Origin of the sequence: Nocardia sp. NPDC003269, from assembly GCF_042888005.1 — a bacterium.
Lineage (GTDB): Bacteria > Actinomycetota > Actinomycetes > Mycobacteriales > Mycobacteriaceae > Nocardia.
This window is the reverse complement of record NZ_JBIAPA010000001.1, coordinates 1,314,377-1,338,358: the sequence shown is the minus strand read 5'-3', so window position 1 is coordinate 1,338,358 and position 23,982 is coordinate 1,314,377. Positions and strand designations below refer to the sequence as shown.

General features: G+C 69.7%; 22 protein-coding genes. 13 read left to right on the top strand and 9 right to left on the bottom strand.

Annotated elements, in window-relative coordinates:
• Position 1: 1 nt before the first annotated feature.
• Complete coding sequence (locus tag ACFYWJ_RS06105) at positions 2-1,270, bottom strand: serine hydrolase domain-containing protein (protein ID WP_355275158.1); 1,269 nt, start codon at positions 1,268-1,270, stop codon at positions 2-4.
• 216 nt (positions 1,271-1,486) lie between these two features.
• Between ACFYWJ_RS06105 and ACFYWJ_RS06100 the strand changes: the two genes are divergently transcribed.
• The 3 genes from ACFYWJ_RS06100 to ACFYWJ_RS06090 all read left to right on the top strand — a co-directional run bounded on the left by ACFYWJ_RS06100 (position 1,487) and on the right by ACFYWJ_RS06090 (position 5,187).
• The gene (locus ACFYWJ_RS06100) at positions 1,487-2,290 is read left to right on the top strand and encodes an alpha/beta hydrolase (protein WP_355275159.1); all 804 of its coding nucleotides are present in this window, start codon (positions 1,487-1,489) and stop codon (positions 2,288-2,290) included.
• A 32-nt stretch (positions 2,291-2,322) separates the two neighbouring features.
• Entirely contained in the window at positions 2,323-3,318 is a 996-nt protein-coding gene (locus tag ACFYWJ_RS06095) for a pyridoxal-phosphate dependent enzyme (protein WP_355275160.1), read from the top strand.
• A gap of 186 nt (positions 3,319-3,504) precedes the next feature.
• Positions 3,505-5,187: a cutinase family protein gene (locus tag ACFYWJ_RS06090; RefSeq protein ID WP_355275162.1), complete on the top strand. Its 1,683-nt coding sequence runs from the start codon at positions 3,505-3,507 to the stop codon at positions 5,185-5,187.
• Between the two features lie 57 nt (positions 5,188-5,244).
• Here the strand turns inward: ACFYWJ_RS06090 and ACFYWJ_RS06085 are convergent, their stop codons facing one another.
• Both ACFYWJ_RS06085 and ACFYWJ_RS06080 read right to left on the bottom strand, forming a co-directional pair.
• Positions 5,245-6,138: a DMT family transporter gene (locus ACFYWJ_RS06085; RefSeq protein WP_355275164.1), complete on the bottom strand. Its 894-nt coding sequence runs from the start codon at positions 6,136-6,138 to the stop codon at positions 5,245-5,247.
• A gap of 120 nt (positions 6,139-6,258) precedes the next feature.
• Positions 6,259-7,437, bottom strand: a complete 1,179-nt coding sequence (locus ACFYWJ_RS06080; protein ID WP_355275166.1) for an MFS transporter — start codon at positions 7,435-7,437, stop codon at positions 6,259-6,261.
• Between the two features lie 106 nt (positions 7,438-7,543).
• Between ACFYWJ_RS06080 and ACFYWJ_RS06075 the strand changes: the two genes are divergently transcribed.
• The 5 genes from ACFYWJ_RS06075 (at position 7,544) to ACFYWJ_RS06055 (ending at position 13,280) form a co-directional block, all read left to right on the top strand.
• Complete coding sequence (locus ACFYWJ_RS06075) at positions 7,544-7,993, top strand: MarR family transcriptional regulator (RefSeq protein WP_355275168.1); 450 nt, start codon at positions 7,544-7,546, stop codon at positions 7,991-7,993.
• 79 nt (positions 7,994-8,072) lie between these two features.
• Positions 8,073-8,900, top strand: a complete 828-nt coding sequence (locus ACFYWJ_RS06070; RefSeq protein WP_355275170.1) for a hypothetical protein — start codon at positions 8,073-8,075, stop codon at positions 8,898-8,900.
• Between the two features lie 222 nt (positions 8,901-9,122).
• On the top strand, positions 9,123-10,481 hold the full coding sequence (locus ACFYWJ_RS06065) for a wax ester/triacylglycerol synthase family O-acyltransferase (RefSeq protein ID WP_355275171.1): 1,359 nt from the start codon (positions 9,123-9,125) through the stop codon (positions 10,479-10,481).
• A gap of 43 nt (positions 10,482-10,524) precedes the next feature.
• Entirely contained in the window at positions 10,525-11,643 is a 1,119-nt protein-coding gene (locus ACFYWJ_RS06060) for a nitronate monooxygenase family protein (RefSeq protein WP_355275173.1), read from the top strand.
• A 203-nt stretch (positions 11,644-11,846) separates the two neighbouring features.
• Positions 11,847-13,280: a threonine/serine exporter family protein gene (locus ACFYWJ_RS06055; RefSeq protein ID WP_355275175.1), complete on the top strand. Its 1,434-nt coding sequence runs from the start codon at positions 11,847-11,849 to the stop codon at positions 13,278-13,280.
• A 10-nt stretch (positions 13,281-13,290) separates the two neighbouring features.
• On the opposite strand, the gene ACFYWJ_RS06050 is transcribed toward ACFYWJ_RS06055, so the two are convergent.
• Positions 13,291-14,058 carry a GntR family transcriptional regulator gene (locus ACFYWJ_RS06050; RefSeq protein WP_355275177.1) on the bottom strand — a complete coding sequence of 256 codons (768 nt, stop codon included), beginning with the start codon at positions 14,056-14,058 and terminating at the stop codon, positions 13,291-13,293.
• A gap of 301 nt (positions 14,059-14,359) precedes the next feature.
• On the opposite strand from ACFYWJ_RS06050, the gene ACFYWJ_RS06045 reads away from it, so the two are divergent.
• Entirely contained in the window at positions 14,360-14,872 is a 513-nt protein-coding gene (locus ACFYWJ_RS06045) for a hypothetical protein (protein WP_355275178.1), read from the top strand.
• A 4-nt stretch (positions 14,873-14,876) separates the two neighbouring features.
• Here the strand turns inward: ACFYWJ_RS06045 and ACFYWJ_RS06040 are convergent, their stop codons facing one another.
• Positions 14,877-17,249, bottom strand: a complete 2,373-nt coding sequence (locus tag ACFYWJ_RS06040; protein WP_355275180.1) for a lysylphosphatidylglycerol synthase transmembrane domain-containing protein — start codon at positions 17,247-17,249, stop codon at positions 14,877-14,879.
• A 160-nt stretch (positions 17,250-17,409) separates the two neighbouring features.
• Between ACFYWJ_RS06040 and ACFYWJ_RS06035 the strand changes: the two genes are divergently transcribed.
• Complete coding sequence (locus ACFYWJ_RS06035; RefSeq protein ID WP_355275182.1) at positions 17,410-18,339, top strand: NAD(P)-dependent oxidoreductase; 930 nt, start codon at positions 17,410-17,412, stop codon at positions 18,337-18,339.
• A 3-nt stretch (positions 18,340-18,342) separates the two neighbouring features.
• Here the strand turns inward: ACFYWJ_RS06035 and ACFYWJ_RS06030 are convergent, their stop codons facing one another.
• The gene (locus ACFYWJ_RS06030; protein ID WP_355275183.1) at positions 18,343-19,284 is read right to left on the bottom strand and encodes an MBL fold metallo-hydrolase; all 942 of its coding nucleotides are present in this window, start codon (positions 19,282-19,284) and stop codon (positions 18,343-18,345) included.
• A 141-nt stretch (positions 19,285-19,425) separates the two neighbouring features.
• Between ACFYWJ_RS06030 and ACFYWJ_RS06025 the strand changes: the two genes are divergently transcribed.
• Positions 19,426-19,815, top strand: coding sequence for a hypothetical protein (locus ACFYWJ_RS06025; RefSeq protein WP_218718383.1), 390 nt, complete (start codon positions 19,426-19,428; stop codon positions 19,813-19,815).
• Positions 19,812-20,963 (top strand): cation:proton antiporter, encoded by a 1,152-nt coding sequence (locus ACFYWJ_RS06020; protein ID WP_355275184.1) that lies wholly within the window; start codon positions 19,812-19,814, stop codon positions 20,961-20,963. Before ACFYWJ_RS06025 ends, ACFYWJ_RS06020 begins: the two co-directional genes overlap by 4 nt.
• Here ACFYWJ_RS06020 and ACFYWJ_RS06015 read toward each other — a convergent pair.
• The 3 genes from ACFYWJ_RS06015 to ACFYWJ_RS06005 all read right to left on the bottom strand — a co-directional run bounded on the left by ACFYWJ_RS06015 (position 20,960) and on the right by ACFYWJ_RS06005 (position 22,535).
• Positions 20,960-21,352 carry an RNA-binding S4 domain-containing protein gene (locus ACFYWJ_RS06015; protein WP_355275185.1) on the bottom strand — a complete coding sequence of 131 codons (393 nt, stop codon included), beginning with the start codon at positions 21,350-21,352 and terminating at the stop codon, positions 20,960-20,962. The two genes, ACFYWJ_RS06020 and ACFYWJ_RS06015, sit on opposite strands and share 4 nt — an antisense overlap.
• 3 nt (positions 21,353-21,355) lie before the next feature.
• Positions 21,356-21,916, bottom strand: coding sequence for a C40 family peptidase (locus ACFYWJ_RS06010; protein ID WP_355275443.1), 561 nt, complete (start codon positions 21,914-21,916; stop codon positions 21,356-21,358).
• Between the two features lie 328 nt (positions 21,917-22,244).
• Positions 22,245-22,535: a hypothetical protein gene (locus ACFYWJ_RS06005; protein WP_355275186.1), complete on the bottom strand. Its 291-nt coding sequence runs from the start codon at positions 22,533-22,535 to the stop codon at positions 22,245-22,247.
• 107 nt (positions 22,536-22,642) lie between these two features.
• Between ACFYWJ_RS06005 and ACFYWJ_RS06000 the strand changes: the two genes are divergently transcribed.
• Positions 22,643-23,824, top strand: coding sequence for an AAA family ATPase (locus ACFYWJ_RS06000; RefSeq protein ID WP_355275188.1), 1,182 nt, complete (start codon positions 22,643-22,645; stop codon positions 23,822-23,824).
• The last annotated feature ends 158 nt before the right edge of the window (positions 23,825-23,982 follow it).

Below are 23,982 nucleotides of genomic sequence, written 5' to 3'. Positions count from 1 at the left end.
GCTACGACCCGCCCTGCGCGGGCGCGTCCTGCTTGACCGGCGGGGCGTCGTCGGGCGCGAGGTACGCGCCGATCTTGCGGAACAGCGCGTCACCGCCGTTGGCGTAGCCGCCGGTAGCGCTGAACGCCTCGGGCAGGAACGTGACGGCGACCGCGATCGCGATCTTCTCCGACGGCAGGTAGGCGTTGACCGCGGCGCCGCCGTAGAACAGCGGGTTCTGGAAGGACCAGTCACCGGTGAGCCAGAGGCCGAGGCCGTAGGTCTGGAAATCGTCGAGCGGGCGGCAATTGACGCAGCCGGGTACCGCCGTGGTCTTGCCGCGCAGGTCGGTGGTCGTCATCGCCCGGTAGGACTCGTCGGAGAGCAGTTCGCCGCTGCCGATGGCGACGGCGCTGCGTTCGAGGTCGTGGATATCGCTGGTCTGGATGGCGCCGTGGCTGATTGTCCACGACGGATTCCAGTAGGTCGACTCCTCGTAGAAGGGGACATCGGCGGGCAAGGAGAAGTACTCGCGGCGCTCCGAGGTGAACGTGTGCAGGACCGGCTCGGGGATATAGGGCGTCAGGTTCGGCACGGTGTTCTTCAGGTCGAGCGGGCCGAGTACTTTCTCCTGCAACGCATCCGCGAGCGACTTGCCGGTGACCTTCTCCAGCGCCAATCCGAGCAGGACGTAGTTGGTGTGCGCGTAGGCCCAGTTGGTGCCGGGTTCGAACCACAGGGGGTCGTCGATCGCGAGCGCGAGCTGGTCCTGGGTGGTCCACGCCTTGTACGGATCCGCGTAGGCGATCTCGGCGAATTTCTCGTTTCCGAGCACGAAATCGTGATAGCCCGAGGTCATCTGGGCCAGCTGTCGCAGATTCACGCGATCGGCGTTGGGAATATCGGGCAGGTATTTCGAGAGTTTGTCGTCGAGGCTCAGTTTTCCCTCGTCGGCCAGGATCAGCAGGAGCGTCGACACATAGGAGATCGCGACGGCGCCGTTGCGGAAATGCATGTCGGTGGTGGCCGGCACGCCGGTCATCGACTCGCCCCTGGCCGCGGTGACGATCTCCTTGCCGTCGATCGTCACGCGGACGATCACCGACTTGAGGTGCGCTTGCGCCATGTAGTCGTCGACGATCTTCATGATGGCATCAGCTTTGGCCGGGTCATCGCTGGAGAATGTCGGGCGGGCGGTCGCGGTCGAATCCGGCGCGGTGTCGTTCGACGAACACGCGGCCAGCAGACCCAGCGTGCAGACGAACACCAGAACATTCCGAGAAACCGACATGGGTCACCTTCCTGAGTACCTGGAAAATCCGCTTGTTCTGGTGTCCTCCGAAATGTGGTGCGAGCGAACAGCCAATTCTATGGCGGCCGCGGCGCCGCGGCGAGACCCCGCGCGGTGCGGTGTCAGCGGGCGCGTCAGCCGGGTGTCAGGTCGGTGTCAGGTCGGCTCGCGACAGTTGTCGCAATCAACGAGCACGAACCGAGAGGGTGATCCCGAATGACCGCACGACACACGAACTCCACCGCCTGGACCGGCATGGTGGCCGTCGACGACACGGAGCTGGCCGTCACCGATTCCGGCGGCGACGGAATCGCGGTGCTGTACCTGAACGGGCAGTTCGCCACCCAGGGCTACTGGCGCAAGACCATCGCCGAGCTGGGCCCCGGGTTCCGGCACATCACCTTCGACGAGCGGGCGCGTGGCAAGAAGTCGAAGCTGTCCGCCGACTACTCCTTCGAGGCCGCCGTGCGTGATGTCGACGCGGTGCTGGCGGCCAGGGGCGTGGAGCGGGCACTGGTGGTCGGCTGGTCCTACGGCGCCGTCGTCGGTGCGCACTGGGCCGAGCGGAACCCGGAGCGGGCCATCGGCGCGGTGCTGGTCGACGGCGCCTTCCCGTACGACTGGCTGGACGACGCCATGGAGGAGCGGATCCGCACGCTGTTCAAGCGGTTGAGCTGGTTCATGCCGCTGATGCGCCCGACCGGCCTGGCCCCGCGGATGACGGCGGCGCAGCAGGCCGAGAGCAATATCGAGCTGGGCAAGCTGTCGCGGACCAGCGAGCTGGGTCCGGTGCTGGACGCGATCACCGTGCCGGTGCGCTACGTGGTGGCCTCTGGCACCTCGTTCGGCAGCAAGCGCGACGAGCAGGAGAAGATCCGCAGCGGACTCGACGCGGCGACCACCCGCAATCCGAACATCCGGATCGGCGCGAAGGTGCCGAGCAATCACGGTGCCATCCTGCGCAAGGACTTCCGGGCCATCGCGGACTCGGTGCGCGAGGTCGCGGAACTGGACGGGTGACAAGGACGGGGTGCGGTGATCTAGTCACAGGTATGACCGCACTACTGCACCAACGGTTCGGCGAGCTCCGCGACACCCTGCCGCACCTGCGGCTCGGCACCGGACCGACCCCGTTGCGCCCGCTGCCCGAACTCGCCGTCGGCCGAGCCCAGCTGTGGCTCAAGGACGACGGCGAGTTCGGCGACGGCGGCTGGGGCGGGAACAAGATCCGCAAGCTCGAATGGCTGCTACCCGATGCCCGCAGGCGGGGGCGGCGCACGATCCTCACCGTCGGCGGGCTCGGGACGAACTGGGGCCTGGCGACCGCGCTGTACGCCAGGGAGCACGGACTGCGCACCGCGCTGGCGCTGGTCGATCAGCCCATCGACGACCATGTGCGCGCCCAGCTGGCGCGGCTCGAACGCAGCGGGGCCACCCTGCATTTCACCCACACCAAGGCGCGCACGATCGCCGCGGTGCCGTACCTGCTGGCAAGGCACTCGTCGGGCGGCAAGCCGCCGTATCTGCTGCCCGCGGGTGGGTCGTCGACGGTCGGGGTGCTCGGCTACGTCGAGGCGGCGCTGGAACTCGCCGATCAGGTGGCCGCAGGGGTGGTGCCGGAGCCGACGCACATCGTCACCGCGATCGGTTCGGGCGGGACGGTCGCCGGGCTGCTGCTCGGACTCGAGCTGGCGGGGCTGTCGACGCGAGTGGTCGGCGTTGTCGTCAACGATCAGCTCCGGCTCGACGCGAAGACCCTGCTGCGCTCGGCCCGCCGGACCGCGGCGCTGCTGCGGGCGCGCGGTGCGCGGCTGCCGGCGCTGACGCTGTCCGCCGACCGCCTGATCCTCGTCGAGGACCAGCTCGGCGCCGGCTACGGCCACCCCACCGCGCAGGGCACGCGGGCCGAGGCGCTGGCCGCCGAGGCCGGGTTGCACCTCGAACCCGTCTACACCGCGAAGGCGATGGCCGCGACGCTCGCGCTCGATGCCGACGGCGCGCTCGGGGACGGCGTCGTGGTGTTCCTCAATACCAACGGTCCTCGCTGAGGCGGCTCGAGTGAACGGCTCCTACCAGCACGAAGTCCGGGAGCCGGGCCGGCTGCCCCCGGAATCGGGGGCACCTGATTCCTGTTCGCGGCAGTAACGATCTTCCGAGGTGGGACGACAAAGGTCGTGACAAACGGCCCGTCGGGGGGCCTGCCCACCTGTAGGTCATTCGAACGGGATCACACCATGAATCTGCGCGAGTTCCTTGCGAAACATCGCATCGCTTCGGCTGTCGCCGCACCGGCGGCGCTGGGTGTCGCGGCCATCGTCGCCGCGTCGTTCGCGGTGACGTCGCAGCCCGAGTCCCCCTCCTACCAGCTCACCACCTCGGTGACCGAGTGCCGCGAGATGGTGACCATCTCGGTGGCGGGCCGCAACGACACCCCCGTCGAGGGGACGACGGCGATGCTGCTCGACGCGAACGGCAACCCGCTGCCCGCGGCGCTGTCGGGCGATCACAGCAGCGTGTGGGTCGACCCGGTGGTGAACGCCCCGCGCGACGACCTGGCCGAGGGCCAGTACGCGGCCATCTACATCGCCTACCCGGCGGACATGCGGACCTACGAGGACGCGGTCAACCAGGGCGTGGCCAACACCCAGCAGGTGATGCGCGAGATCTCCGCCGCCTGCCCGGACACCAAGTTCTCCATCGTCGGCTACAGCGAGGGCGCCGACGTGGTGCGCCGCGTCGCCGAGGGCATCGGCAACGACAACCCCGCCGACGGCTACTCGGTGGTCGACCCCGACGACGTGCTCGGCGTGGTGATGTTCGCCGACGCCGGTCGCAAGGCCGGGGAAGGCCCGTTCATCGGCGCCGAGGACCCGTTCGCCAACCCGGACGGCTTCGACCAGAAGTACCAGAACGGCACCAAGCCGGTCTCGGGTCAGGGCGTGACCACCGGCGGCGGCTTCGGCGCGCTGAACGGCAAGATCGCCTCCTTCTGCTCCGAGGGCGACCTCACCTGCGCGGCGCCGGAGAACATCTCCCTGCTCCAGCTGGCCGCCAATGTCGGACGGCAGATCAACGTCGACGACCTGCAGCGCGACGGCCTGACCCCGGCCACCGGCCAGGACATGGCCTTCACCCTCGGCCGGATCGCGATGGCCGCCTTCTCCGACATCGCCGCCAACCCGAACTGGATGGCCAGCGACGAGACCTTCCTCGACGTGCTGCTGAAGGTGTCGGACCCGGACTACAAGCCGGGCGAGACGAAGGCACCGGCCAAGGCCGACACCATCGCGGCCGAGCAGGTCTCGCCGCTGGCGTACCTGCCGCAGAAGGTGTTCAACGAGATCGTCGGGCTGATCGTGACGAACCAGAACACCATCCCGGTGGCGATGAGCGACCCGTACCAGCTGACGCTCGGCCCGAACGGCACCGGTCATCACTTCGACTACTGGCGTGACTCCGACGCCGCCAACGGCAAGCCGATGACCTCGGCCGAGTACGCCGCGGCGTGGCTGACCCACCTGGCCAAGCAGGCGCAGGCGGGCGAGACGGTGAACACCAAGTCGGCGCCGACCGATGCCGACGTGACCGCCGCGCTGGCCGCGCCGACCAAGCCGGCCACGACCACCACCGCGGCGGCGGCGAGTACAACGACGTCGAAGTCGGCGACCAGCACCGCCAAGACGACGACGCCGACCACCACCTCGTCGACCGGAACGACGACCGCGCCGAGCACCACGACGCCGTCGACCACCGCGCCGTCCACCACGACGCAGGCCCCGGAACCGGTGACCAACCAGGCCGAGGCCCCCGCGCCGAAGGCCACCACCACCACGGCGCCCGCGCCGACCACGACGGTGGCACCGACCACGACCGTCGCGCCGACGAGCACCACGACCACCACGGCGCCGGCGAACTGATCGGACCGGACGATCCCCGGTGGGCAGCGTTTTCGTTGCCCACCGGGGATTTTCGTGTCAGGAGGTGGGTTCGGCGACCGGTTCGGGGAGCGCGTCGCGCACCCGCGCGGTCCGCCGGGTGCCGATGATCGATCCGATGACGACCAGCGGGAATCCGATCGCCATGCCGATCGTCAGCGGTTCGCCCAGCGCCGCGACGCCGAGCACGATGGCGACGGCCGGATTGATGTAGGTGATGACGGTGGCGCGGGCCGGGCCGACCTCGGCGATGAGCGCGAAGAAGACGAGAAAGGCGGTGGCCGTGCAGATCACGGCCAGGCCGAGAATCGACCAGGCGGCGTCGGCGGGGATGTGGGCGGGCCAGGACGCGGCCGTGAACGGGGTGTAGACGAGGGCGGCGAGCAGCAGCGACGCGGTGACGACGCCGAGCGCGGGCAGGTCGGCGAGGGTGCGGTCGTAGATGATCGGGCCGATCGCGTAGCCGACCGTGGTCACCGCGACGGCGGTCAGCGCCATCGGGTCGGTCAGGTCGAGGTCGAGGCCGACCAGCGCGGCGACGCCGGCGAAGCCGATGAGCAGGCCGACGGTGCGACGGCCGTCGAAGCGGTCGTGGCCGAGCAGGGTCACGATGACGATCGCGATCAGCGGCACCGCCGCGACGAGCAGGCCGACCGTGGAACTGTGCAAGGTCTTCTCGGCATAGCCGAGCAGCACCCACGGGCCGACGATCTCGATCGCGGTGTAGGCCAGCAGCATTCGCCAGCGGGCGAGCACGCCGCGGAAGGCGTTGGTGTACAGGGCGATCGGCAGCAGGAGCAGGCCGCCGATCACGGTGCGCCCGAAGGCGACGACCACCGGGTCGATGCTCTCGACCGCGATCCGGATCATCGCGTAGGGCACGCCCCAGATCACGCCGAGCGCCAGGAACAGCACCCATCCGCGCTTACTCACCGATCACCACCGTTTCGTTCCCCGGCGAGGTCCACACTCGCCCGGGTCATCCTATGATTTGGCACGGTGGTCGGCCGAGTGGCCGGAGTGACATATTTCGTCAACATCCGGCCACCGCGACTAGACCGCGACGGACTCCCGGACCGCTGGCGCCGCGGTGCGCGGGCCGCGGGTGGCCGCGATCAGCACGACCAGCCCGGTGGCGGCGAACCCGGCGCCGACCCACAGCGGCGAGACCCAGCCGAAGCCCGCGCCGATCGCCAGTCCCGACAGCCAGACGCCGAGGAAGTTGCCGACATTGAACGCGGCGATGTTCGCCGAGGACGCGAGCGTCGGCGCGGCGGCCGCGTGGTCGAGCACGCGCATCTGCAGGCCCGGCGTCGCGCCGAAGCCGAAGAAGCCCATGGCGGGCAGCAGCAGGAGCGCGGCGAGCTTGTGATCGGCCAGCAGCGCGAAGGCGACCAGTGCGAGACCGAGGGCCAGGGTGAGCGCGAGCAGGGTGCGGGTCAGCGCGCGGTCGGCCCAGCGGCCGCCGAACAGGTTGCCGAAGAACAAGCCGACACCGAAGAGCACCAGCAGCCACGGGACGACGCCGTCGGAGAACCCGGTGACCCGGGTGAGCAGCGGCTCGATGTACATGAACGCGCCGAACATGCCGCCGAAGACGAGCACGGTCATCGCCAGCGAGTACCAGACCTGACCGTTGCGGAACACCGCCAGCTCGGCCCGCAGATCCGGCCGCGCGCTCGCCGCGGGCGCGTCCGGGACCAGCGCGGTGATGCCGGCCAGCGCGACCAGCCCGACGACGGTGATCACCGCGAAGGTGGCCCGCCAGCCCCACTGCTGACCGATGAACGTGCCGAGCGGAACGCCGAGCACATTGGCGATGGTGAGCCCGCCGAACATGATCGAGATGGCGCCCGCCTTCTTCGCGGGTGCCACCAGCGAGGCCGCCAGCACCGCGCCGATGCCGAAGAACGCGCCGTGCGCGAGCGCGGCGAGCACCCGTCCGCCGAGCAGCGCCGCGTAGCCGGGCGCCAGCGCCGAGGCGGCGTTGCCGACCGTGAACAGCACCATGAGCAGCTGCAATGCCCGCTTGGGCTGCCACCGGCTGACCACCGGGGTGAGCGCGAGCGCGCCGACGACGACGGCCAGCGCGTAGCCGGAGATGAGGTAGCCGGCGGTCGGCACGGAGACGGCCATGTCGTCGGCCACCGCCGAGAGCAGACCGGCGATGACGAACTCGGTGAGTCCGATGCCGAAGCCCCCGAGCGCGAGGGCGATGAGACCGAGTGGCATGTGAGCGCTTCCTTCCGTTCTACGCCGATATCACGCGTGTGCAACTAACCCTAGGCGACGATAGTTGCACACGCGCTCTATTGCAACCGCCAGCTATACTCGGCCCATGGGTATTGCGGATGACGCCGTCGAGGTGCGGGCGACCGGCTGGCGCACCCTGGCCGCACTGCACGGGCACATCGAGAGCGCGCTGGAACGCGAGCTGGTGCGCGAGCACGAACTGTCGGTCGTCGAATACACGGTCCTCGACGCGCTGGCCCGCCAGGACGGCTGGCACATGCGCATCTCGCAGCTGGCCCGCGCGGCGGCGCTGTCGGCCAGCGCGACGACCCGGCTGGTGAACCGGCTGGAGGATCGCGGCTTCCTGGTCCGGGTGCTGTGCGCGGACGACCGGCGCGGCATCTACACCGAGCTCACCGAAACCGGAAGGGCCGCCTACGAAAAGGCCCGCCCGACGCACGATCGGGTACTGGAACAAGCACTTTCGGACGCCGAGCGGGTCCCCGAACTGGCGCCGCTCGTCGGCTTCCTGCACCGGGTTCCGGCACCCCGCTGACCGCGACACTCCGTACGACATCGCCAGGCAACGCGCCGATCATGGTGACTGTGCGGTGCCTCGGTGCAATGATCGGCGGGTGACTCAGTGGCTCCCACTCCTCGGTTCGCTCGTCGTCGCCGCCGCAGTTCTGGTCGGTGTCATCGCCAACAACCGCACCCACCGCGAGGGCATCGCGGCGGCCGACGAGCGCGGCAGGCAGGCACTCGACGCCGCGCAGCGCAATGTCGAGCTGTCGAACATGGTGGGTGACCAGCGCGATCACGAGGCGTGGCGCCGGGAGGCGGTGCTCGCCGCGGTCGCCGCCATCCTCGAGACCTCGGCCTCGGTACGCGCCGATCTGACCAGCTGCGGGGAGTGGGACCTCGTCACCGCGGAGGAGATCGACGGCGTCGGCGCCCAGATCCACAAGGTGATCTGGGACCGCCCGACCGCCATGCTGACCCGGCTGCGGGTCGTGGCGCACCGCCGGATCCCGAACAAGTGCGAAGACCTGCTGCGCACCCTGACCGCCGCCCAGCACATCACCATGCAGCGGCTGAAGCTGCACATCGATGTGGAGGCCACGGTCGAGGAGCTGGAGGAGATGGCCTCGCTGTGGCAGAAGGCCATGCGGCACGCGGCCGAGCAGGAGCGGGCGCTGGTGGAGACGACCAGGGTCGAGCTCGGTATCGACATCGCCACCACGAAAGGCCCTGCGGTCGCGCCCGTTCCGGCCCCCGAGCCGCAGGTGGCCGAGCCCGTCGCGGAGCCCGTCGCCGAGGAGGCCGCCGAGCCGGTCGCCGAAACCCCCGTCGAGGAAGCGCCTTTCGAGCAGCCGGTCGAGGAGCACACCGCCGTGCTGCGCCTGGCCGACGCCGTCGAGCCCCCGGCCGAAGCCCGCCAGGCCGAGCCCGCGAAGGTCTGACCCGAACCCGGAAACACCGCCTGATCTGCGCGACCGTCCAGTTCGCTGAGTGGAGCGCACAACCGTGTCGGACGTGCGGCGGTGTCGCCGTTCACCTGACGCCGGCGGGATGGGGCAGGTAACTTGGGAGGCGGCACGTGATGCGTCACAGTGCCGACCCGACAGCGTGGTCGATCGTCTACAGACTTGCACCGAACCACTCTCGTCAGGGGGCGATCTGTTATGGAGTTCATCGCGCCGTTGGATGCGCTGTTCCTGCTCGCGGAATCCCGTGAGCACCCGATGCATGTGGGCTCACTGCAATTGTTCGAGCCGCCCGAGGACGCGGGGCCGGACTATCTGCGCGAGTTCCGCGAAATCTTGCTCGCCGACAAGACCTTTCGGCCGACCTTCCGCAAGCGCCCCGCCACCTGGCTGGGCGCACCACAGCTGGCCTGGACCCAGGACGACGACGTCGACCTGGACTTCCACCTCCAGCGCAGCGCGCTGCCAGCGCCGGGCCGGATCGAGCAGCTGCTCGACCACGCCTCGACCCTGCACAGCGCCCTGCTCGACCGGCACCGCCCGATGTGGGAGATGCATTTCGTCGAGGGCCTGGCCGACGGCCGGTTCGCGCTCTACTCGAAGATGCACCACTCGCTGATCGACGGCGTCTCCGCGCAGCGATTACTGCGGCGCACGCTCACCACCGACCCCTTCGCGACCGAGATCAAGACGCCGTGGAACCTGCCGCGCAAGCAGCGGCCCGCCGCGCCGCGCGAGCAGCGCTCCCGGCTGGGCGGACTGCTCGGCGGCCTCGGCTCGGCGGGTTCCTCGACCGCGGCGCTGATGAAGGCGACCCGCACCGGACTGCTCCAGCAGCAGCTGACGCTGCCGTTCGAGGCGCCGCGCACGCTGTTCAACGTGCCGATCGGCGGCGCCCGCAAATGCGTGGTGCGCACCTGGTCGATGGACAGGGTCAAACAGGTGAAGAAGGCGACCGGCACCACCGTCAACGATGTGGTGCTGGCGATGTCGGCCGGCGCGCTGCGCGCCTACCTGCTCGAGCGCGACGCTCTGCCGGACAAGCCGATGATCGCGATGGTGCCGATGTCGCTGCGCGACGAGGACGACACCGACACCCAGGGCGTGAAGATCGCGGCGCTGCTGTGCAATCTCGGCACCGATGTCGCCGATCCGCTGGAGCGGCTGCGGGTGGTGAGCGAGTCGACGCGGCGCAACAAGGAGGTCTACCGCTCGCTGACGCCCGCCCAGACGCTCGCGGTCGCCGGGGTGATGCTGAGCCCGATGGCGGCGATGCTGCTGCCCGGCTTCGCCTCGATGGCGACGCCGCCGTTCAATATCGTCATCTCGAATGTGCCGGGCGCGCGGGAGCCGCTGTATTGGAACGGCGCGCGGCTGGACGCGAGTTATCCGCTGTCCATCCCGCTGGACGGCCAGGCCGTGAACATCACCCTCACCTCGAATGGCGACAATCTCGATTTCGGTTTGGTCGGCTGCCGCCGCACCCTGCCCGACCTGCATCGACTGCTCGATCACCTGGAGGATTCGCTGACCGAGCTGGAGGCCGCGGCGGCCTGAAATTGGCCCTTATCGAGCAAAATAGAACGTGTTACAGTTCGGTATGCGTACCGAATTCTGCGAACAGCTCGGCATCGAGTTCCCCATCTTCGCCTTCACGCACTGCCGCGATGTCGTGGCAGCGGTGAGCAACGCGGGCGGACTCGGCGTGCTCGGCGCCGTCGGCTTCACCGCCGAACAGCTCGAAGTGGAGCTGGCCTGGCTCGACGAGCACGTCAACGGCATCTACGGCGTCGACCTGGTGATCCCGTCGAAGTACGAGGGCAAGGGCGTGGAAGGCCTGACCCCCGAACAGCTGGAAAAGCAGCTGGCGCAGATGGTTCCGCAGGGCCATCGCGACTTCGCGCAGAAGATCCTGGCCGACCACGGCGTGCCGGCGCTGCCCGACGGTGAGCACCACAACGAGCTGCTCGGCTGGACCGCGACCACCGCGGGCCCGCAGGTGGACGTGATCCTGAACCACCCGAAGGCGAAGCTGGTCGCGAACGCGCTCGGCACCCCGCCCGAGGACGTCGTCAAGCGCATCCAGGACTCCGGCCGGGTGATCGGCGCGCTCTGCGGTTCGGTCAAGCACGCGATGAACCACAAGGCGGCCGGGCTGGACTTCGTGGTCTGCCAGGGCACCGAGGGCGGCGGCCACTGCGGCGAGGTGTCCTCGCTGGTGCTGTGGCCGCAGGTGATCGAGGCGATCGGCGACACCCCGGTGCTGGCCGCCGGCGGCATCGGCAACGGCGCGCAGGTCGCGGCGGCGCTGGCGATGGGCGCGGCGGGCGCGTGGACCGGCTCGCTGTGGCTGACCGTCGAGGAGGCCAATGTGCCGCCCGCGCAGATGGACACCTACCTCGAGGCCACCAGCCACGACACCATCCGCTCGCGCTCCTGGACCGGCAAGCCCTGCCGGATGCTGCGCAACGACTGGACCGACGCGTGGGAGGACACCGAGAACCCCGACCCGCTGCCGATGCCGCTGCAGATGATGGTCGCCCTCGACGGCGTGAAGCGCGGCCACCGCTACCCCGAAGCGGCCAAGGATGTGAACTTCAACCCGGTCGGCCAGGTCGTCGGCATGATGAACAAGGTCGAGCGCAGCGCCGACGTGGTCAACCGGCTGGTCGAGGAGTACGTCACCGCCTACGACCGGCTGACCAAGCTCAACGGCTGAGCACCGGGGCTCGGGTAACCTTTCAGCTACCGGCTACCCCGGCCCCGAAGAACACGACCCCGCACGCCCCGACCTCGCGGAGGGGCAGGCCGACGCAGTCGGCCGTCGCGGCCGTCCCGCCGGTCAGGCGCCGTCGCCTGACCGGTGGGACACCAGGGGCCGCGACTCGAGCGCCCAGCGCTCCGAAACACTGCGGCGGTGACATGGCTTCGGACGGCAAGAGTTCTTCCTGGACGGCGACGCGGCGCAGGGTCGCCCGCGCCATCGCCAGGGTCAGGGCCGACTACGCGGCGGGCGCGCCGTCACCACCGCATCCGGCCGAGCCGCCGGTGCCCGCCGATCTGCTGATTCTGCTGTGCCGCATCGGCGTCGCGCTCGTCGGCGCCAGCGAGACCTCCGCGCGGGTGCAGGAGATCCTCGACAGACTGTCCAGGCGCTACGGCACCGACAACATCCACTTCATGGTGCTGCCCACCGCGGTGTTCGTGCGGGTGCGCACCGCGGAGGGGTCCGCGATCGACATGCTCGACGCCTCGGTCGGCACGCTGCCGCTGGACCAGATCGCCGGGCTCTACCGGCTCATCGACCACATCGAGGCGGACGCGCCGCCGCCGCGGGACGCGGCGAGGGAACTCGACGCGATCCTGTCGGCGAAACCGGGCAGCCCGCCGTGGCTGATCCTGCTCGGCCAGGTGGTACTGACCGTCGGGCTGGGGATGATGCTCAATCCGGCGGCCAGGGCGCTGGTCGGGTACGTGGTGCTCGGGCTGGTCGTCGGCGCGCTGACCCAGCTCGCCGACAAGGTCCGGCTGCTGTCATTGGCCCTGCCGGTGATCGCGGCGGCGCTGGTCGCGGTGCTGGCGTTCGGCTTCCCCGGCACGCTCTCGGGTGGGCAGCCCACCCAGTTGGTGATTCCGGCGATCGCCACGCTGCTGCCCGGCGCGATGCTCACCAACGGCACGATCGAACTGGCGACCGGGTCGATGGTCGCGGGCGCGAGCCGGGTGGTCTACGGCATCAACATGCTGTTCCTGCTGGCCTTCGGGCTCTACGTGGGCATCAGTGTGCTCGGACCGCTGTCGAATCCGGCGGTCAGCCAGGCCCAGCTGGGCTGGTGGGCGCCACTGATCGGGGTGCTGCTGATCGGCTTCGGGCATTCGTGGCGCTCGAGCGCGCCGCAGAACTCGGTGGGCTGGCTGCTGCTCGTCCTCTATGTCACCTATCTGGCCCAGTTCGTCGGCAAGACGCTGTCGGGGCCGCTGACGGGCGCCTTCCTCGGCGGCCTGATGGCGGTGCCCGCCGCCTATCTGATCCAGGGGCGCAAGCACGCGCCGCCGCGGCAGGTGGCGTTCCTGCCCGCGTTCTGGATGCTGGTACCCGGCGGCATCAGCCTGACCGGGGTGTCCGAGGTCGTCATGCACACCACCGGCACCACGGCCGCGAGCGGACTCGAGGTGGTGGTGTCGGCGCTGCTGTCGGTGATGTCGATCGCGCTCGGCGTGATGGTCGGCTCGGGTCTGTCCTCGACGCGCACCCCGAACGTGGGCCCGATCATCGATTCGATGCTGCCGCAGGGCCGGCACCTGCCCTGGCAGCATCAGGCCGAGGCCGCCGAGCGTTCCGACCCAGACAGCTGAGGCAATTCGGTCAGGCGGTGGCGGCCGTGGCGTCGGCCGGTGTCGCGCCGACGAGTTCGTCGAAGCGGGTGATGACCTTCTCGTGGTAGAGCGCGAACAGGTCCTCGAACAGGGCCAGTTGCGCCTCGGTCGGGTCCGAGTCGGCGTCCCACACCGCGAGCAGCGCGCGCCAGACGAGCACGTGCAGATCGGCGGCGACGGCGAAGTAGGCGGCGACCGCCTCGGGCACCTCGACGACCATGTCGGCAACCGAGTTCAGCACGGCGCGTTGCATGCTCATCCCGAGCACGCCGAGCACCCTGCGCACCAGCGCGATCTCGGCGGTGATGATCCGGACGTGATCGGGCACGCTCTGGCGGGCCATCGCCTCGAGCTCGTCTACGGCCGCGGCCAGCTCGGCGGAATCGAGAACCTTCTCGGCGGCGGTGTAGCCGAGCAACGCCTCGAGCACGATGCCGCGCTCCACCTCGACGATGTCGGTGAACATCTCCGCGGCGACGGCGGGCGCGGTGACGGAGAACCGGAACAGATGCCGGTAGACATCCATGCCGCCCTCCTCCCGGACATCGCGGATGGTGAAGCCCTTGCCGCGGCGGGCCTCGACGAAGCCGTAGGACTCGAGCCTGCCCAGGGTGAGTTGCGCGGTGGCCCGGTTCATCCCGAACTCGTCGGCGACCTGGCGGACCGACGGCATCAGATCGCCGGGCCGGTACTCACCGGTCGCGACCCGGCGCGCCAATTCGTCGGCGACGTCGGCGACCACCGTCCGGGATCCCATCGAAACAACACCTCTCGGTCATCATCCGGCTACGTCCCAGACAGTTTATGCGCTCGAACCGCACCCCGCACGTACCAGCGGCGGCTGTGGGGCGGTTCACGTCCGACGGCCGATCGCCGATTGGAACCGACCGTACGGCCTGATCGGCAAGCCACCGGCAACACCAGGAATAACCGATCGCACGCGAGCGCACCGGGCAAAACATCAGGCGCCACGGCCCCGCGTGGATCAGACAGCATTGCGCGCCACCATGATTGAATACGCCAGCAACTGGGGAGTTAAACATCTACTGGAGGTTGGCGTGAAACCCACTCGGCTCGCGGCCACCGCCGCCGCCGGACTCGTCGTGCTCGCGGGCCTGTCCGGTTGTAGCGACAACAACGACGACCACGCCGCACCCGCGACGAGCACGACGATGACGACGACCGCACCCACCACCACCCACGCGGACCCCACCGGCACCTCGATCGCGCCGCCGCCATCACCGAGCCCGACACCGTCGCCCGCCCCGGAACCGCCCCCGGTCACCACCACCAGCGATGTCGCGCCAACGCCGTCGCCGCTGCCCGAGGACGTGAACTGCGGCCCGGTCACCGACGCGGGCGGACACAGCCGCACCGTCATCGCGGTCGGCAACGCGGCGGGACGGCCTGGCTGCACCGTGGCGATCGACGTGGCCACCAGCTATGTCACCACGATCAGCCCGTCGGATTCGGTCGTCGTCGACGGGTGGCAGTGCAATGCCCAGCCCGACGCCGCCACCCCGTCGGTGTGCACCAAGGACGGCCTGGTGATCGCCCTGCGCGCGGATTGATCGCTCAGATCATCTGCTTCTCGCCCATCCAGCGCATGATCGGCCAGCCGAGGGCGACGGGAATCCAGCAGGTCAGCACGCGGTAGAGCAGTACGGCGGGCACCGCGATCTCGGCGGGAACGCCGAAGGCGGCCAGACCACCGATCAACGCCGCCTCGACCGCGCCGACGCCACCCGGTGTCGGCGCGGCCGAGGCCAGCGTGCCGCCGATCATGGTGACGATGGTGACCGCGACGAAATCGGTTCCGCCGCCGAAGGCCTCGACGCTGACCCACAGCGCCAGCGCCTGTCCGAGGGTGATCGCGCCGCAGCCGCCGACGATCATCGAGAACCGGACGGGGTTGCGAGCCAGGTCGACGAGCTCGCCGAGGACTTCCTTGAGCTGCGGGCGCACCGACTGATTCACCCAGCGGCGCAGCGTCGGCACGAACATGAACGCGCCGATCAGGCCGACCCCGACGCCGGCGGCCAGGTACAGCACGGTCGCGTCCGGCACGATGTGCGCGAGGTTGGTCGACGTGCCCGCCACCACGCTGAAGATGACGAGCAGCACGAGATGGGTGATGACCTGCACCGATTGCTGTAGCGCCACCGCGGCGGTCGCCCGCATGGTCGTCATCCCGGCCTGCTGCAGGAACCGCACGCTCAGCGCCAGCCCGCCGACGCCCGCGGGCGTCGTGGTCGCGACGAAGGTGTTGGCCAGCTGCTCCAGGAACAGGTCGCGGAACCGCACGACCCAGTCCGCGCAGGCGCCGAGCGCCACGGCCGCGCCGACATAGGTGAGCGCCGAGATCACCAGGCCGAGCAGCGCCCACCACCAGTTCAGCGTGCGCAGCTGGCTGAAGAAGGTCGGCACCTGACTGAAGAACGGATACGCCACGTAGACCAGGGCCACCAGCAGCACCAGCTGGATGATCTGGTTGCGGGTGAAGCGGGTGAGCTGTTCGGGGCGGATGCGGTCGTGACCGGTCTGCTCGCGGATCTCCTCGCGCGCGGTCGCCATCACCTTGGTCCACTGCGGCACCGACTTGCGGATGCCGGTCGGCATGGCCGATTTGGTGAGGCGCCGGGCCGCGGTGATCACCGCGGCCTCGCCCAGCACCTCGATCGCCGCCGACACCGCCTCGTGCTTGCCGTAGAGCGAGGTCGTCGCGACCAGCAGCTGGGCGATGTCGGTCTGGCGCTGCGCGTCGGCCGCGCCGAACTCGGCGAAGGCGAAACCGCCGAACAGGGTGTCGCCCTGGTGGACTCGCACATTGTCGGGTTGCAGATCACCGAGGCTGATCTGGTTCTCGTGCAGGCGCAGCAGCGAACGCCACACCCCGGGCAGCACCTGCGCGGACAGCTTCCGGATCGGGGTGCCGTGCGGGACGGTGTGCGCGTACAGCATCCAGCCACGGTCCAGGCCCGCGACGGCGACCTGGTGACAGTCGGCCATGCCGACGTCACCGATGGCGATGCCCATCAGCGCCCGGTGCTCCACCGCCCGATGCATCGAACCGTGCAGCGGGGCGGTCTCGCTGGAACGGAAGGTGATCCAGCGCCACAGCTGTCTGATCGCGCCGAAGCTGCGCTGGTCGCGGCCGTACATCTCGACGACGATCTCGGACTCCGGCCCGTCGACCTCGGTCCCCAGCAGCAGCGGACCGCGCCCGGCGGGCCGGTCGACCCGGAAGGCCCGCACGGTATAGCCGCGCCGGGCCAGCACCCGCACCGCCGCTTCCAGCGGCACCTCCAGCGCCGGGGTGCCGACCAGCCAGACGATCACCGCGCCGACCAGCCAGCCGACCACCAGGCCGAGCATGGCCCGCGCGGGCACCACCGAGCTGACGACCAGGTGGATGGGCGCGAACATCAACAGCAGGAACCACATCCACCGCCGCGGCCGCGGCGGCAACCACGGGCTGGAGACGGTGAGCATGGCCGCCAGCATCGCGATCCAGCGTGGGTCGTCGAGGAACTGCGAGAGGAAGGTGTCGAAGCGATCCGGCACCGGCATATGCCATTTCGGCGTGGAGATGCCGGAGCCGGTGATCGAGAGCGCGAGGACCGCAAGCATCCCGGCCGCGGCGTAGCCCGCCAGCAGCTTCCACTGCCTGCGCAGCACCAGTTCGATCAGGATCGCGAACGGCAGCGCGAGGATGAGCATGCCGTAGACCAGGTACACCAGGGTGGACTGATCCGGGCTGAGGAAGTCGACGATTCTGGACACCGAACGTTCCAGCGCCAACCACTCCGGCCGGGTGATCAGCGAGCCCGCGATCACCACACCGACCCCGAGCGCGGCCAGCACGACCCGGATGATGTCGCTGGTACGTCGGATCAGCGGCTGCAGGAGACTTCCCGTGACCGGGATCTCCCGACCGTCGACTCGCATGAGCCGCACGATACACACCGACACGCCGTCGACCCGCCGTGACATCGGCCCAATTCCCGGTCACCGTACACCGGGTGAAGCCCGTCACAGACCGTCACATCGCCGCGGCCCGATTCGTCCAGGAAGCAGGGAAACACTCACTCCGCCGGAAGGAACTCCCATGCAGGTTCTGCTCGCAGGCGCCACGGGTGCCATCGGTCGTCCGCTGATCCGCGCGCTGACCGCGAACGGGCACCAGGTCTCGGCCATCGTCCGCAGTCCCGGCGCCCATCCGCTGGTGCGCGAACTCGGCGCCGAGCCGGTCACCGCCGACGTGCTCGATCGCGACGGGCTGCTGCGCGCGCTCGACGGGACCGCGGCCGACGCCGTGATCCACGAGGCGACCGCGCTGCGCGATGCCAAGGTGCAGCGCCGGATTCCCGCCGACGACCCGACCGGTCTGCTGCGCACCGTCGGCACGGCCAATCTGCTCGCCGCGGCCGAGCTGGTCGGCGCTGGTCGCTTCGTCACCCAGTCGCTGATCCTCGGCTACGGCTACCTCAATCACGGTGACCGGCCGCTGACCGAGAGCGATCCGTTCGGGGTGTGCACCGGTGGCGTCGCCGACGAGGTGGTGCGGGCGACCGTCGCGGGCGAACAGCAGGTGCTCGAGACTCCGGGCGTGGACGGCATCGCGTTGCGGTACGGGCTGTTCTACGGACCCGGCGCGTTCAGCGACCTGTTCGCCGACATGATGCGCAAACACACGCCGGTCGGGCCGCTCGGGTCGGGCGGCGTCAACAGCTGGATCCACGTCGAGGACGCCGCCGCCGCGACCGTCGCCGCGCTCGAACGCGGTACCCCGGGCCGGGCCTACAACCTGGCCGACGACACCCCGATCACCTGGCGCGAATTCCTCACCGAGGTCGCCCGCAGCCATGGCACGCCCCGCCCGATCCGGCTGCCCGGGTGGCTGATCCGGCTGGCCGTGCCCTATATCGGGGCGCTGATGACGGAGACGTCGATGCGGATCTCGAGCGCGCTGGCCCACGAGGAACTGGGCTGGCGGCCGCGCTACCCGAGCGTGGCCGCTGGACTGGCCGCGCGGTGAGGTTCAGCGCGGCGCGCGGGCGGTGACGGCGGCGCGATCGTGGCCGGGGATCAGCTCGATGTCTTCGGGCAGCGCGTGCAGGCGGTGCAGGGTCTCGAAGGCGGCGTCGCGATCGTCGTCGAGCAGGTCACCCGGCAGCGGGGCCTTCTCCCGCAGCAGCTCGACCTGCAGGGTGCTCCACACCGCGTCGCCCGCCAGCAGCACCCGCGACCCGTCGTCGACGGCGAGCAGCACGCCGATGCTGCCCGGCGTGTGCCCGGCCAGGTCGACCAGCACGACCGAGCCGTCGCCGAACAGGTCGTGGCTGCGGGTGAAGGTGAGCACCGGGGGTCCGTCGAGGTCGTAGAGGTCGAAGACGCGACCGCGCAGCGGACCCCTGGCGACCCCCAGCGGGGCCTGCGATCCGCCCATCGCCCACTGGTATTCGACGCCGGGCACCCGGATCGGCACCCAGCCGGGCAGCTCGTAGAGCCCGGCGACGTGGTCCCAGTGCAGGTGCGTCGGCAGCACGAAATCGATGTCGGCGCCGGTCAGCTCGTGCGCGGCGAGCACCTCGCTCAGGCCGCGCACCGGCTGATCGGGCGCGACCAGCAGCGGGACGGGGAACGGCAGCTCGGGCAGCACCCGCTCGTGCACACCCGCGCAGATCGCCGGATCGACCAGGAAGGTGGCCGACGGGTGCCGCACCAGGAAGGTCGACATGGTCAGCGGCGTCGACCGCAGCGTCCGCGCGCCCTCGGCGACGATCGCTGTGGGCGCGGACATCTCGGCCTGGACGAGCGCGGTGAGGGCGACGGTCGCGCGCGCCTTCGGCAGCGGCGCCGACTCGAGCGCGGCCAGGAACGCGTGGTCGGCGGGACGCGGCCACAGCAGCCGCGGCACCGTCGCGACGACAGCGACACAGCAGGCGAGAAGCGTCGATAACATCGTCCTGCGCTCACCCATAGTTGCCACCGTAGGCGATCGCCCACAACCCGACCACCGCGTACTTTTCGGGGCCGGGCGCCCGGATACCGATCGCGCAAACAAACGACAACATCCAGCGACTCTCCCGCTAACCGGGCACCAGCGGCGGATGATGATTCGATGGCAGACCAAATCATCCAGGTGCAGTGGAAGGCCACCCCGGAGGAACACGACTACCCGGCCGCCGCCGACTATCTCGAGCTGCTCGGCGACGCGACGGTGGTCGAGGCGATCGTCGCCGATCTCCGCAGCGCGCCGGTGGTCGTGAAGAAGGCGAAGGACATCCTGCGCGCCTCCCAGCTCGAGGCCCTGACCCCGGACAACCCGCACGTGCGCAAGGACCTGCTCAAGATCAACGAGGGCAAGAAGCTCTCGCCGATCCTGCTGGTCCGCGGTGACTGCCGCAAGAACGTGCCGATGCTGATCGCCGACGGGTACCACCGGGTCTGCGCGCTCTACTTCGCCGACGAGAACGCCGAGATCCCCGCCAAGATCGCCGCGATGCCGTGACCTTCGCGACCCTGGCGCTGATCGTCGCGCTCGGGGTGATCGGGCCACTGCTCGCGCTGCCGAAGCGGCTGCATCTGCCGGTCATCCTCGGCGAACTGCTGGCCGGGATCATTTTCGGCACGACGGGTTTGCAGATCCTGGACGCGAGCGATCCGATCTTCATGTTCCTGGCCGACATGGGATTCGCGCTGGTGATGTTCGCGGCGGGCACGCACGTGCCGGTGCGCGACCCCGCCGTGCGCGGCGCGCTCGGCGCGGGCGTGGTGCGGGCGGTGCTGGTCGGCGTCGTCGCCGCGGTCGTGGGCTGGGCGGTAGCGCAGGCCGTCGGCATCGGCCACGCCGCGATCTACGCGGTGCTGATGGCGTCGTCCTCGGCGGCGATGGCATTGCCGATCATCGACTCGCTGAAGCTGAGCGGCCCGCCCGTGCTCGCCCTCACCGCGCAGGTCGCCATCGCCGACACCGCCTGCATCGTCGCGTTGCCCCTGGTGATCGATCCGGACAACGCGCTGCGGGCCGCGATCGGCGCGGTGGTCGTCGCCGCCTGCGCCGGCGTGATGTTCCTGATCCTGCGGTATCTGGAGAAGACCGGCGCGCGGCGGCAGGTGCACGAGGTGTCCGAGGAACGCAAGTTCACCCTCGAACTGCGGGTGAGCCTGGTGCTGGTCTTCCTGCTGTGCGGCGTGGCCAGCACGATGCACGTCTCGATCATGCTCGGTGGCTTCGCGGCCGGACTGGCGGTGGCCGGGATCGGCGAGCCCCGGCGAGTGGCCAAGCAGGTGTTCGCGATCAGCGACGGGCTGCTGGCGCCGCTGTTCTTCGTCTGGCTCGGGGCGCGGCTGGATCTGCGCGAGCTGGGTGCGCATCCGGAGCTGATCCTGCTCGGGATCGCGCTCGGCGTCGGCGCGGTCGTGGTGCACTGGACGGCGCGCCTGGTCGGTCAGCCGCTGGCCTACGGCACGCTGGCGGCGGCGCAGATCGGGGTGCCGGTCGCCGCGGTGACGGTGGGCAGTCAGCTGGGCGTGCTGGTGCCCGGCGAGGGGTCGGCGATCATGCTGGCCACCCTGTGCACGATCGGCCTCGCGACGATCGCGGCGAGCAGACTGGCGGCGAAGGCACCGCGTAGCGCTGAGTCAGAGTCGCGCTAGTCGGTACGGCCCATCAGTCGATCCGTTTCGCGGCGTTCGCGTTTCGTCGGCCTGCCCGCGCCGCGCTCGCGCTGCGGGATCGAGGCGAGGACTTCCTTCGGCGGTGGCGGCGGGCTGCGGTCGATCATGCACTGCGCGGCGATCGGTGGTCCGACGCGCTTGTGGATGATCCGCTCGACCACCACGATGCGCTCGAGTCCGGCGTGCCGGATCCGCACCTCGTCACCGAGCTTCACCTGCTGGGCGGGCTTGACGGTGACGCCGTTGATCCGCACGTGTCCGGCGCGGCAGGCTTCCGCCGCGGCCGAGCGCGTTTTGAACAATCGAACCGCCCAGGTCCAGGAGTCCACACGGGCCTGGGTGGTGGAACGTTGTTCTGCGGGGGTCACCCCTTAGACGATACGGCGAGCCGTGACGACGTCGTCGGCGCTGAGGTGGGTGTAGGACACCGGGGTGCCCGACTGCACCGCGTTCAGCAGCTGACCGTTGCCCGCGTAGATGCCGACGTGGCCGCCACCGTTGGTGATGACGATGTCACCGGCCTGCAGGTTGTCGAAGGACACCGGCGCGCCGACGTGCGACTGCTCGAAGCTGGTACGCGGCAGTTCGATACCGGCCTGGCGGTACGCCCACTGCACGAGGCCGGAGCAGTCGAAGCTCGACGGGCCTGCGGCACCCCAGCTGTAGACCGCGCCGAGCTTGGTCCGCGCGGCGTCGAGCGCGACGTTGCCCGCCGACTGCTGCTGCTGGAAGGGGTTGTCGAAGGTGACGCTCGGCAGCTGCGGGGCGGCCTGGCCCTGCGGCGCGACCATCGCCTGAAGCTGCTTCTCCACCTGCTGCGCGGGCTGCTCGAGCTCCGGCGGCAGATCGAAGTTACCGAGGCCGGGAATGTTGATCGTGGCGGCCTGCGAGATCGCGGGCATCGCACCGGTCGTGGCGGCCACCGCACCCATGACGAGGGCACCCTTGACGGAATTCGGCAGACGAGAATCCCGCTGCAAGCTGTGTTTACCCACCGAGACGAGTCTCCCTCTTGCTGCTCCACCACCGGTCGTCGGAATCGCTTGGCGACGACAACTATTCGGCGGTGACTCAATGGCGCCGTTTCTCTGACGAAGCGACAGACTCCACTAAGTCACGAGAAGATTACGGCCTGTGATGGAAGCTGTCCAGCGAAGCACGCAAGTTGTTTTCCCGCATCCACGAAAGCCCTGAACAAGAGCCTTCTCCCCGGCGTGTCGCCACGGGTCACGAGTCGTTACACCCGCGCGCCGATCGTTATCAGCGGTGTCCGTCGCGGCGTCCGAGCGCCCGTTCCAGCTCGGCGACGCGGGTGCGCGCGTCGGCCAGATCGACCTCCAGCCTGCCGACGGCGATCAGCAGCGGACCCAGCGCCATGGCCGACATCGTCTGCAGGTCGTCGGCACCCGGCTCGGAGACGGCGGCGCGCAGGAACACCCGGATCGACTCGGTCAGGTGCGCGTCCGGTGGCAGCCGCAGCGCGTCGAGGTAGGCGGCCGTCGACGTCACCATCGGCTCACCGTGCGCGTTCCGCTGGGGTTCCTCGGCCATGCCACTCCGTTCGTGTCGACTCGGTGTCTCCGGTTCGCTAGCAGTATCTAGGACACAGCCCAGAGTTACCGAGATTCCCCTGCCGATCCGCGCTACGGTTGTCCGGCATGGACCCCGTGCGCAATCCCTACGCTCCCGGCGCCGGCCAACGTCCACCCGAATTGGCCGGGCGCGACAAACAACTGGCCGCCTTCGACATCGTGCTCGAGCGGGTGGCCAGAGGCAGGCCGGAGCGCAGCGTGATGCTCACCGGATTGCGCGGGGTCGGAAAGACCGTGCTGCTCAACCAGCTTCGTTCGGCGGCGATCTCGCGGAGCTGGGGCACCGGCAAGATCGAAGCGCGGCCGGACCAGGATCTGCGCAGGCCGCTGTCCTCGGCGCTGCACATGGCGGTGCGCGCGATCGCGATGGCGCATCGCAATCCCGAACACGTCGACGACTTCCTCGGCATCCTCAAGGCCTTCGCCCTGCGCGCCACCGCCGACAAGGGCATGCGCGAACGCTGGCAGCCCGGCATCGACGTGCCCGCGGTGACCGGCCGCGCCGATTCAGGCGATATCGAGATCGACCTGATCGAGCTGTTCAAGGAGGCGGCGGCGCTGGCCGCCGACATCGGCGTCGGGATCGGCATCTTCATCGACGAGATGCAGGATCTCGGCCCGGCCGACGTGTCGGCGATCTGCGGCGCCTGCCACGAGCTGAGCCAGGACGGCGCGCCGCTGATCGTCGTCGGCGCCGGGCTGCCGCATCTGCCCGCGGTGCTGTCGGCCTCCAAGAGCTATTCGGAGCGACTGTTCAGTTATCACCGCATCGACCGGCTCGACCGGCAGGCGGCCGACCTCGCGCTGATCGCCCCGGCCGAGCGCGAAGAGGTGAAGTTCACCGAGGACGCGCTCGACTCGCTCTACCAGAAGGCCGACGGCTACCCGTATTTCGTGCAGGCCTACGGCAAGGCGGCCTGGGACCAGGCGCCGGACAGCCCGATCACCGCCGAGGACGTCGAGGTGGCCGCGCCCGCCGCCGAGGAGGAACTGGCGGTCGGGTTCTTCGGCTCCCGGTACGAACGCGCGACGCCCGCCGAGCGCGAGTACATGCGCGCGATGGCCGACCTGGCCGGCGACGACGGCCCGGTCGCCACCTCGGCGGTCGCCGCCGAGCTCGGCCGCAAGCCCGCCTCGGTCTCCCCCGCGCGCGACGGCCTGATCAAGAAGGGCCTGATCTACTCGGCCGAGCGCGGCACGATCGGGTTCACGGTCCCGCACTTCGGCCGGTATCTCCGGAGCGTATAGGCCTCTGCCGCTTTCTAGCAGTTTCGACAGAAAGCCGAAGACAACCCTGACGACAATGATCTACGGATTTCTAGCCTGAGAGCTAGATACCCGAAGAATCTCCTGCATAACGGCGAGAGGTCGCCCGGATTCGGTTGCGCATCGGCTGCATAACGCCA

Coding starts and splice junctions, on each gene's coding strand:
- ACFYWJ_RS06065 (WP_355275171.1), top strand. CDS start 9,123: ATGGAGTTCATCGCGCCGTTGGATGCGCTGTTCCTGCTCGCGGAATCC.
- ACFYWJ_RS06095 (WP_355275160.1), top strand. CDS start 2,323: ATGACCGCACTACTGCACCAACGGTTCGGCGAGCTCCGCGACACCCTG.
- ACFYWJ_RS06035 (WP_355275182.1), top strand. CDS start 17,410: ATGCAGGTTCTGCTCGCAGGCGCCACGGGTGCCATCGGTCGTCCGCTG.
- ACFYWJ_RS06005 (WP_355275186.1), bottom strand. CDS start 22,535: ATGGCCGAGGAACCCCAGCGGAACGCGCACGGTGAGCCGATGGTGACG.
- ACFYWJ_RS06075 (WP_355275168.1), top strand. CDS start 7,544: ATGGGTATTGCGGATGACGCCGTCGAGGTGCGGGCGACCGGCTGGCGC.
- ACFYWJ_RS06090 (WP_355275162.1), top strand. CDS start 3,505: ATGAATCTGCGCGAGTTCCTTGCGAAACATCGCATCGCTTCGGCTGTC.
- ACFYWJ_RS06050 (WP_355275177.1), bottom strand. CDS start 14,058: ATGGGATCCCGGACGGTGGTCGCCGACGTCGCCGACGAATTGGCGCGC.
- ACFYWJ_RS06055 (WP_355275175.1), top strand. CDS start 11,847: ATGGCTTCGGACGGCAAGAGTTCTTCCTGGACGGCGACGCGGCGCAGG.
- ACFYWJ_RS06080 (WP_355275166.1), bottom strand. CDS start 7,437: ATGCCACTCGGTCTCATCGCCCTCGCGCTCGGGGGCTTCGGCATCGGA.
- ACFYWJ_RS06060 (WP_355275173.1), top strand. CDS start 10,525: ATGCGTACCGAATTCTGCGAACAGCTCGGCATCGAGTTCCCCATCTTC.
- ACFYWJ_RS06025 (WP_218718383.1), top strand. CDS start 19,426: ATGGCAGACCAAATCATCCAGGTGCAGTGGAAGGCCACCCCGGAGGAA.
- ACFYWJ_RS06010 (WP_355275443.1), bottom strand. CDS start 21,916: ATGGGTGCGGTGGCCGCCACGACCGGTGCGATGCCCGCGATCTCGCAG.
- ACFYWJ_RS06030 (WP_355275183.1), bottom strand. CDS start 19,284: ATGGGTGAGCGCAGGACGATGTTATCGACGCTTCTCGCCTGCTGTGTC.
- ACFYWJ_RS06040 (WP_355275180.1), bottom strand. CDS start 17,249: ATGCGAGTCGACGGTCGGGAGATCCCGGTCACGGGAAGTCTCCTGCAG.
- ACFYWJ_RS06000 (WP_355275188.1), top strand. CDS start 22,643: ATGGACCCCGTGCGCAATCCCTACGCTCCCGGCGCCGGCCAACGTCCA.
- ACFYWJ_RS06100 (WP_355275159.1), top strand. CDS start 1,487: ATGACCGCACGACACACGAACTCCACCGCCTGGACCGGCATGGTGGCC.
- ACFYWJ_RS06105 (WP_355275158.1), bottom strand. CDS start 1,270: ATGTCGGTTTCTCGGAATGTTCTGGTGTTCGTCTGCACGCTGGGTCTG.